At 56.6% G+C, this 8,940-nt stretch carries 10 protein-coding genes; 4 read left to right on the top strand and 6 right to left on the bottom strand.

What is annotated here, in order from left to right; translation table 11 throughout:
- Positions 1-107: 107 nt before the first annotated feature.
- From VL52_RS23625 to VL52_RS24250, 4 genes are read left to right on the top strand one after another with little or no spacing between them, the layout of a single operon-like run.
- The gene (locus VL52_RS23625) at positions 108-3,125 is read left to right on the top strand and encodes a pyocin knob domain-containing S74 family peptidase (RefSeq protein ID WP_082113894.1); all 3,018 of its coding nucleotides are present in this window, start codon (positions 108-110) and stop codon (positions 3,123-3,125) included.
- Positions 3,122-3,595 (top strand): hypothetical protein, encoded by a 474-nt coding sequence (locus tag VL52_RS24840; RefSeq protein WP_144410370.1) that lies wholly within the window; start codon positions 3,122-3,124, stop codon positions 3,593-3,595. The genes VL52_RS23625 and VL52_RS24840 overlap by 4 nt, the downstream gene beginning before the upstream one ends.
- A gap of 4 nt (positions 3,596-3,599) precedes the next feature.
- Positions 3,600-3,929 (top strand): phage holin family protein, encoded by a 330-nt coding sequence (locus tag VL52_RS22255; protein WP_200896083.1) that lies wholly within the window; start codon positions 3,600-3,602, stop codon positions 3,927-3,929.
- Between the two features lie 58 nt (positions 3,930-3,987).
- Positions 3,988-4,509, top strand: a complete 522-nt coding sequence (locus VL52_RS24250) for an N-acetylmuramoyl-L-alanine amidase (RefSeq protein WP_144410371.1) — start codon at positions 3,988-3,990, stop codon at positions 4,507-4,509.
- Between the two features lie 525 nt (positions 4,510-5,034).
- Here the strand turns inward: VL52_RS24250 and VL52_RS24845 are convergent.
- The 6 genes from VL52_RS24845 to VL52_RS23640 form a co-directional block, all read right to left on the bottom strand.
- Positions 5,035-5,817: a hypothetical protein gene (locus tag VL52_RS24845; RefSeq protein WP_144410372.1), complete on the bottom strand. Its 783-nt coding sequence runs from the start codon at positions 5,815-5,817 to the stop codon at positions 5,035-5,037.
- 52 nt (positions 5,818-5,869) lie between these two features.
- Positions 5,870-6,166 (bottom strand): HigA family addiction module antitoxin, encoded by a 297-nt coding sequence (locus VL52_RS22265; protein WP_046159094.1) that lies wholly within the window; start codon positions 6,164-6,166, stop codon positions 5,870-5,872.
- 51 nt (positions 6,167-6,217) lie between these two features.
- Positions 6,218-6,496, bottom strand: a complete 279-nt coding sequence (locus VL52_RS22270) for a type II toxin-antitoxin system RelE/ParE family toxin (RefSeq protein WP_200896085.1) — start codon at positions 6,494-6,496, stop codon at positions 6,218-6,220.
- Between the two features lie 32 nt (positions 6,497-6,528).
- Positions 6,529-6,894, bottom strand: coding sequence for an SOS response-associated peptidase (locus VL52_RS22275; RefSeq protein ID WP_144410373.1), 366 nt, complete (start codon positions 6,892-6,894; stop codon positions 6,529-6,531).
- 75 nt (positions 6,895-6,969) lie between these two features.
- Positions 6,970-7,464: a hypothetical protein gene (locus VL52_RS24850; RefSeq protein WP_144410374.1), complete on the bottom strand. Its 495-nt coding sequence runs from the start codon at positions 7,462-7,464 to the stop codon at positions 6,970-6,972.
- Positions 7,461-8,699, bottom strand: a complete 1,239-nt coding sequence (locus VL52_RS23640; RefSeq protein WP_082113895.1) for a PAAR domain-containing protein — start codon at positions 8,697-8,699, stop codon at positions 7,461-7,463. Before VL52_RS23640 ends, VL52_RS24850 begins: the two co-directional genes overlap by 4 nt.
- Positions 8,700-8,940 lie beyond the last annotated feature (241 nt).

An 8,940-nucleotide genomic window follows, 5' to 3' on the forward strand; every position in this document is an offset into this window, starting at 1 on the left:
GATGGACTGCATTTCGCAAACCGTCATGATTACCGATGCCAGTTTGTACGTGTAATTGAATTCAAGTTGATGCCCGCTTCGGCGGGCTTTTTTTATGGGTGAATGAAATGGCAACGGATGTTGCGTGGTATCGGGTCGGCAAGATCAGTGTGCAGCAAGGGGCATTGACTGTAAGCGGCCAAGACACGAAATGGAATGGCCAGGCAAACGCAGGCGATATCCTGATTGGCCCGGACGGCAGGCTATATGAAATCGCCACGGTGAGCGGCGACGCCTTGCAGCTGCGCACGCCTTACGCGGGCGGCAATGCGGCTGGCCAGGCTTACGCCATCGTTCGCAACTTCACCGGCTCGCCGCTGGGCGAAGTGGCGGCCGAGCTGGCAAAGATGCAGCGGCGCTGGATGGTGACGCTGGCCGGCTTCCGCGATGTGCTGTTGACCGACAACGATCAGGCCGTGCTTTACGACGAGCTGGGCGAAGGGCGACAGGTGATGTCCTGGCTGGCCATCAGTCGCGGGGCCAGGGAGGGCCTGGGCGCGATGGAGGCGGCGCGCAAGGTGGTGGTGGACAATTCCGCCGATCTGATCGCCTCGCGCAACGCGGCAGCGGAAAGCGAGAAGAACGCGGCGGCCAGCGAGAAGGCGGCCAAGGCCAGCCAGACGGCAGCGAAGGGCAGTCAGGACGCCGCCAAGGCCAGCCAGGGCGCGAGCGCCACCAGCGAGAAGAACGCCGCCGCCAGCGCCGCCGCAGCAGCGGCTAGCGCCAAGGCAGGTGGCGACAGCGCCACGGCCGCGGCGGCCAGCGCGGCGTCCATCAGCGATGTCGCGCAGGCCGTCGAGGAGGCGCGCAAAATTACCGGCTGGGCGGCGCGCAAAGGCGACCCGGTTCGCGTCAATTCGGCCAAGTCGCCGGACAAGGGCTTTGTGTCGCTGGATGTGGTGCATAGCGACGGCAACGGCCGGCTGTTCGCGCAGGCCGCGACCGGCGGCGCGATGATCGATCTGGACCCGCAGCCGCTGGATGGCGTGTCCGGCGCGTCGCTGCGGGTGTTCCGCAATGTGACGACGAAGGGGCCGGCGCTGGTGGATATCCACGTTGGCGACGGCAGCGCGACGATACAGCATCGGATTGGCGCGAGCGGGTCCGATACCCTGTTGCATCAGGAAGGCGGCCGGGTGCGGATTGGCCGCGCCGGCATGCCGAGCCGGCTGGATGTGGTCGGCCAGTCGCGGGCGGATACCGTCCGCGCCGGCAAGGGCTACCCGGATAAGGGGGATTCGTCGGCGGTCGGGTATGGGTTTGATGATGACGCCGACACGGGTCTGTTTGCCGACTATGAAGGCGACAAACCCATGACCGGGACGAAGAACCTGGCGTTTTTTATCAACAGCAAGAAAACGCTGGAGGTCGATAGCGCGGGGCGGGTGTGGTCGCAGGCATACGGCTTTCTGGAAAACAAGTTCGCGGACAAGCCCTATGTTGACGCTGCCGTGGCGAAGATCGTGGACAGCGCGCCGGAAGCGCTGAACACCTTGAAAGAGCTAGGCGCGGCGCTGAACAACGACGCCAAATTCTCCGATACCGTCGCTAGCCAGCTGGCCAAGAAGCTTGAGGCGCAGGACCTGGCCAGCTACGGCATGGGCGGCAATGCGCGCAACATCGGAAGCGGCGAGCTGACCGACAAGCGCGCGAACGGCTTTTATCACGCGCAGGCCGATGGCGGAAAGGGCGTCAAGGGCGTACCGGGCAGCGGTAGCAATGGCATGTTCACGGTCAACTATCTGAGCGACAAATGGGGCGTGCTGACATACCGCGCATGGGGCGGCGAGGTGTACGAGGCCCGGCTTGAAAACGGCGTATGGAGCGGCTGGAACCGTCATTGGCATACCGGCAACGATGGCGCGCTGTTGATGCATCGGCAGGCCCTGGGCAAAGACGTTGATCTGAACACGTGTCGGCAAAACGGCTGGTTCTGGCAGGGAGCCAACGCGAACGCGTCAACAGGCAGCAATTACCCGTGGGCGGTGGCCGGCGCGTTGTCGGTGCTAGAGCAGGGCAGCATGACGTTTCAGCAGTATCAAACCTATCACCCGGACAACACGCAGCTGTATATCCGCAGTCGCTATAACGAGCGGTGGGGCGATTGGGTCAAGGTTTGGCATAGCGGCAATCACGGCCCTGGATCGGGTTTGAATGCCGATACGGTAGACCACTTGCATGCGGCTGACCTGCTGGCGCTGGCCGGGGATCAAGTGGTAACGGGCAATAAGCGGTTTCGTGCACCGATTATTTCTGAGCCGCCCGGCAGCGCCTGGAAGGATTGGGCGACAGATGCGCGCTGGGGTGGTCTGCAAGTCGCCTGCCCGTCGAGCGGATCGGCATATACGGTTTGGCGGGCGGTGCAGGAAGGCCAGCAGCGGCAACTGGCGGCGCTGGCGGTGTGCAAGGGCGGCAATGATGATGCCGTGGCGCAAGTGGTGCTTCACCTTGGCGGCCCGGGCGTCAATGATATGCCGCATCTGTGGCAGGGCAACGACTACCGGGCGGCAGGCAATATTGAGGCGCGTAATAAGTTGCTGACGGGCAATCTGGCCTGCGCGATGGCAAAGGGTGATCAAGCCGCCGCGCTAGAGGTGCGCGCTAATATTAATGGGAATGGCGACAAGCAGACTGCCGCCATGGCTTTTCATGTGCCGGGTGTGTGGGCGGTAAAGCTGGCGCTTCGCCATGACGGCGTGTTCGGCCTGGGTGGCTGGTCGGCCGATGAGTGGCGATGGTTTGTCGATACCAAGACCGGCGACATGACGGCCGCCGGTAACGTGACGTGGTTTTCGGATAGGCGGCTGAAGAAGGATATCCAGCCGATTGCGGACGCGCTGGCCAAGGTCAAACGTCTTAACGGCTACACCTTCACGCGTAAGGATACTGGCGCGCGCCAAGTGGGCCTGATCGCGCAAGAGGTGCAAGCGGTACAGCCGGAAGCGGTGACCGAGGCGGCCGACGAAGCCAAGACGTTGACGGTCGCTTACGGCAATCTGGCCGGCCTGTTTGTGGAGGCGATGAAGGAGCAGCAGAGCCATATCGAACGGCTGGAGGCCCGCATTGCTCAGCTGGAGGCCGCATGACGTTGCCGGCGAGCGGGGCGTTATCGGCGCGTGATTTGAACAAAGAATTAGGGCGGGGGGAGGCGCAAAACGGCAGCGCCAACGATTTGGCATTTAGGCAGCTGGCTAAAGTTTCGGCGGGTGGTTATTCGGCATCGGCATTTTATGGGAAGAGGCGGCCTATTGAGGTTCAGGTTAGCCAAACGGTCGTAAATACCTCAAGAGATACGGGGGGGACTTGGCCTTGGCAGTCACCGCTTGTAACTTCTAAGATATTGTATGGCGATGATTTTTGGCCCGTTTACAAGTGGAAGCAGGTGGGGCCGGAAAATCCTGATGTGCAAGTCTTTTATCGGGACGATGAGCGCGATGCCGTTTTTACTAGCCGGGTTCCTGTAAAGAATGTGCCATTCCAGCTGTTTATTTACAAGATTAATACTACGGAGCTTATGGGGGTTAGTCCGGTTATTAGTGTGACATTGGGGTATTGATTGGATGTCGGAAAGCAAAGGGGCAAATGCCCCTTTTTTATTTGTGAGAAAGAAAATGCAAGAGCATGAAAAAGGGCTAATGGCTTTGGTTGTGGTGGGGGCGGCTATTGGACTGAGCAAACTGTTGGTAAGCCAAGAGCAAATCACGATGCGGCTGGCGGTGGGGCGCTCTATCTTGGGCGGCGCGACTTCGGCAGTGGCTGGCGTGGTGTTGACTCGCTTCCCCGACATGCCATTGCCGGCCCTGGTTGGCGTTGGGGCGGCTATCGGCATCCTTGGCGCGCAGTATCTGGAAGCCTGGTTAAAACAACGCGCCGACAAAATCGGCAGCTGAACAAAGTTATTCACGATATGCCCGCCTTGTGCGGGCTTTTTTTATGGGAGTTGGGAATATGAAATTTTTGGTATCTGCTGGCCATGGCGGCAATGATCCGGGCGCGGTGGCGAATGGTGCGCGCGAGGCTGACATTGCGCTGGAGTTCCGCAATCTGGTTGCTGAGCGGCTGCGCGCCGCTGGGCACGATGTCGTAACGGATGGCTTGGGCCAGGAAAACAAGCCGCTTGCCGAGGCGCTGCGCTTTATCCCTGGTCGGGATATCGCCGTCGAGTTCCACTGTAACGCCGCTGTGAACCCGCTGGCGCGTGGTGTGGAGTCTATCGCGCTGCCGGCGCTGCGTGGCCTCAGTCAGCGCATCAGCGCGGCTGTGGCGGGCGTCCTGGGCAGTCCGTTGCGCGGCGCGGGCGGCTGGATTGACCAGAGCGCGAGCGCGCGCGGCCGGCTGGCATTCGTCAATGCGGGCGGCGTCATCGTTGAGTTGTTTTTCATCACCAATGCGGCGGAGCTGGCTGCCTATCAAGCCAGCAAGGGCCGGCTGGCGCAGGCTGTGGCCGATGCTATCGCGGGGCGGCCTTGATGTTGTCGGGTCGAGTCTATGCCCTGGGTGGCCTGCTACTGGCTGCGTTGTGGGCCGGGTCGGTATGGCGAGCCTATGGGCATGGTCGGGATGTTGAGCGGCTGCGGGGGGCCGCTGTAACCGCCACGGCGGACGCAGGCCGGGCGCGGGGTGATCTTGACGCCTATCGCGCGGAGGTCGTCCGCTTGCATCAAGCGTCCGTCGAAATTGAAGTGTGGCTAGATCGGCTGCGCGATGCGAAACCGAAAGTAATAGAGAGGTATAACCGTGTTATCGAAACTCAGCCTTTGCCCGTTGATTGTCGTCCTGGGCCTGACAGGCTGCGCGAACTCAATGCAGCCATCGAGGCCGCAAATGCTGCCATTGCCCGCCAACATGGCGAAGCCGTGCCGGCTGCTGGAGCCGGTAATGGTGGATAGTTGGGATGCGGTGGGAAAGGGATATATCGCGTTGGCGTTTCAGTATGGGGAGTGCGGTGTAGGTAGATAGAGAAAGCCCCGCTTATGCGGGGATTTTTATGTACTTTTAAACAGATTTTGAGTATTCCTTGTAAATGAATGTGTGGAAATGCCCCAATCCGCAAGCGCCTCGCATAATGGCCATTGCATTGCCTTTAATGTTTTGGCTTTCTTCATCTGTGATGTTGAATTTCCATGCTGTTTTGATTTGCTTTGTTTCTGATGTGTTGATAATTATTTTAACTTCGTAATCGCTGGGCATCCAGAAGAATAGTTCTGTGAGTCGGCCGAATAGAGCGCGAGACTCTTCAGTTTTCGTTAGATTGTCGAAAAGCCCTTCTTTGGTGGCAGTGGTGGTGGGGATGGTTTTTTTCTCAACGGTAAGGCTGTCAAAGTAATTGCCTTGTATCTCATTCCATTTTTTTATGAATGAAGCAGTTAATGAGTTTGTGTCCTCTTGAAAAGTTCCTGAGGCAAAAAATATATTGTATTGTTTGGGGGAGTTTAGTGAAATATGGAACCCTGATGCAATTTCTATTTGCTGTGTTTGATCTATTGTAGGTATGACCCCATTTTTGAATGCATACCATTTGAAAATGTGTTGTGCGCTATCCCTTTTTCTAATAATTTCAATCTGAATTTGGCTTACAAAGATATCTCTGTTAATTGGTCTTAGTGTTCCTGCTAAGTTTATAGTTGGCCCAAATTGAGAGAAACCAAGCTCAATTTTCCCTGTTTCATATATTTCAAGCTTGGCTCTCTTGAAGAAGGCGCTAAATAATTTTATTAGCCATGGTTGCGCTAGGGCTAAAAATGCAATTACCAGTTGCCAGTTGATTTCTTTGAGCATTTTCTACTTTCTGTTGCTGGGCATGTGTTTGATTATTTTGTAGAATAGATGATTATGCAGCTTGTTTGTGTGCTTTGATGCGGTCCAAAACTTCGGACATTTTATCCTTGGCTTGTTCCATATCATAGTGACTTTGTAGATTGATCCAGAATTCAGGCTCGACGCCAAAAAATGCGCCAAGGCGAAGGGCGGTATCGGGCGTGATTGCGCGTTGGCCTTTGACGATTTCATTGATGCGGCGAGGCGGAACCTCAATGGCTTTAGCAAGGGCATATTGGGTTATATCCATGGGCTTTAGCCAGTCCAGTTCCAAAATCTCGCCAGGGTGGGCTAGTGGTACTTCACGCATTTTCAATTCTCCAATGGCTGAGAGCCGGGGATTGCTCCCCGGCTATGACTACTAATGATAATCAACAATCTCGACGTTGGTAGCGTTGCCATCCTCAAACTTGAAGCATATGCGCCATTGGTCGTTGATGCGTATGCTGTGTTGTCCGATTCGGTCGCCCTTGAGTGCTTCCAGTCTATTGCCTGGCGGCACTTTCAAGGTTTCAACGGTTGTTGCTGCGTTTAGCTGCTGCAACTTCCTGATTGCCACGCTTTCGATGTTGACGAATCGCTTTACTCGCTTACCTGAGAAGAGCGATTCAGTGTCCGAACACTTGAACGTCGTAATCATGAAACGAATAATAACGCGATGCGTTATTAACGTCAAGCGTTACTAATTCGTATCAAGCGCGGCATGCGTTCATGGAGTGGGGAGAGGTCGTCTGTTGCGGGGATGGTGATGATGTAGACCTTGGGCAGCGCTTCGACTCTGTGGCCGACTAGCTCTTTGCTGGTGATGGCTGCGGCCTGGATCGCAAATCCTGGCGGGATGGCGTGCCATGTCTCACTGTCGTCGCTATTCAACAGCAGGAAGGCGCTGGCGGGGATTTTGACGGGTGTAGGACGAAAGCGGGCCCACTTGTGGGCGCGAATGTCCTCAAGCCGCAGCAGGCCGCCGCCGGGCGTGTTTGGAGTCCATGAGGTGCCGGGGCTGCCCCACGGACACCATTCGACGGAGCCGTCGCGCATGAGGACTGGCAGGCGTGGCCATGAGTCCGCCCAGTGGATAGCCTGCCCATTGAACTCAATGCCTGCGCACATGCGTTAGCGGGATGGGATAGGGAGAGGGGCGGTTGAGCAAGTTCCCTTGTGGTCACTTTTTGCTATGTAAGATGCGCCGGCTTTGTCTTTTTGGATACAGAAAAAAGCGCCATAGGTGCCTAGCTCGCCACCTATTTCCAATTGATAGGAGGTGGCCATTGCAAGTGCCTTTGGTTGCATGCCTTTCCAATCCTTAGACATTGTTCCGTAGGGGATGCAACTTTCTGGGGTATTTGGTAGTTTGGCCGGCCGTTGTTTAAACCATGTTTTCCAGACGTAGCCGGGGGTGGCCTGCGATGTGTTGAAAAGGCTTAGCTGTAGTCCTTTTCCATCTGAATATACGGCGGGATTGCTGCTTATTTCATACGGTATATAAAAACAGGGGGAGCCATTTTTTAGAATGACTGCGGCCTCGGCATTGTATAGCTTTGATGTGGCCCAGCTGGATGATGCTATCGTGGCAAGGGCGCAGGATAAAAGGACTCTGATCATGTTCATGGTGCAGACTCTACCTGTGTCGTGTTGGGTAGAAGACTTTCATCTTTCGGATTGACTAAGAATCCTGCAAGCGCTTTTTCAAGGGCGGGCAAGTCCGCTATGTATCGCGGCATTCCTAGTTGGGTTGCTGCGTAGTAGTGGGCTATCAAGTCTGCCTGCTGCTCCATGTTGAAATCAGGGAGTGTCTTTCCTTTGTCCGCGCCTTCAAGGTTATATCGATAAGCCGGTGCCGGTGCTCCCTTTACGCCATCGTCTGAATAGCCGCCCTTTGCGCCTAGTTTAATGCCTGCCCATACGACGGAGTACCCCATTTGATATTGCCAAACATGTCCCATTTCATGAATAAACCAGATTTTTATAGTATCGCTAACTGTTGAGTAGTCGGGTAAGTAATCGCTGGTCGGGAAATGAATTTCGCCCTTTGGGGTCATGGCATTGTTTGAGCGATTGGGCTGGCCCATCAGGCCACCATTGTGAATCTTGACTTTGCCGTAGTCTAGCGAGTCTTTGAATACAGTCTTTGCCATGGCGATTTCGCCGGCAGTCATGGGGCGAACATCGGGAGGTGGCAACGTTTCGTTCACGACAGACGAGCCGACGGCTTGAGCGTTTGTCTTGACGCCTTTCAGCTCGACTTTCAGTGCTGGGGCGGGGGCGCGCCCGCCGGCCTCGCACATGTGTTCCGCTGCGCAGGCGCAGCCATAGAACGTGTCTGGAAAGAACTCTGCGCAGGTGATTTCTTGCGCGGCATCCGTGCTGATCCGCTGGGTTTTCCCGCCGGCGTCTGTTCGGCCCTCGATGGTGGAGCCATCGGCCAGGGTCAACTTGTAAGGCGTGTCTGCCAGGGCATTGCGGTCGGATGTGAAAAAGCGGATTTGTTCATCAAAGGACGCGGCGGTTGCGGCGCTCGCGAGAGCTGCGGCCGCCGCAATGCCCGCTCCGGCTCCTGTGGTCGCTGTGCCGCTGCCTTCGTAGCTGCGCATAACCTGGCCAAGCGTGGAAATCAGAGTCGCGCCACAGCTGACTTTATGGCCTTGCAGCGCCACCCCTTTGCCGCCAACAGTCCACGATGGATCGCCTTCGACAATCACGCAGTTTGTATGCCCTTGCTGCGGGCAGCTGACGGAGTCGCCCACAAGCGCAACCGCTTTGCCGAACATGGTTGTCGTGCTGCTGGCACTGGTGACATTGCCGCCGTGGTCGGTTGGGTCGCCTAGTCGAATAACTGGTTTCATGTGTTTGGGGAAAGAAAGGGCAATCTAAAGATATTGCCAGGGCAGATAGGTCTAGGCTGCTGGCCGATAGTCTGGGCGCAGAGGGTGGCCTGTATGGGGAGGGGTGGGAGGAGGTGTGCCTGTTTTGTGCCGCGCATTGTGCCGCAGCAGTGCAGAGAGGGGGCTAATTTCTGCCGAAAACTGCATTGCGGATGCGATTAACGGCTTATTAATCAAATACTTATTTTTTGGTCATGTGATT

This window comes from Chromobacterium vaccinii, assembly GCF_000971335.1.
Classification (GTDB): Bacteria; Pseudomonadota; Gammaproteobacteria; order Burkholderiales; family Chromobacteriaceae; genus Chromobacterium; species Chromobacterium vaccinii.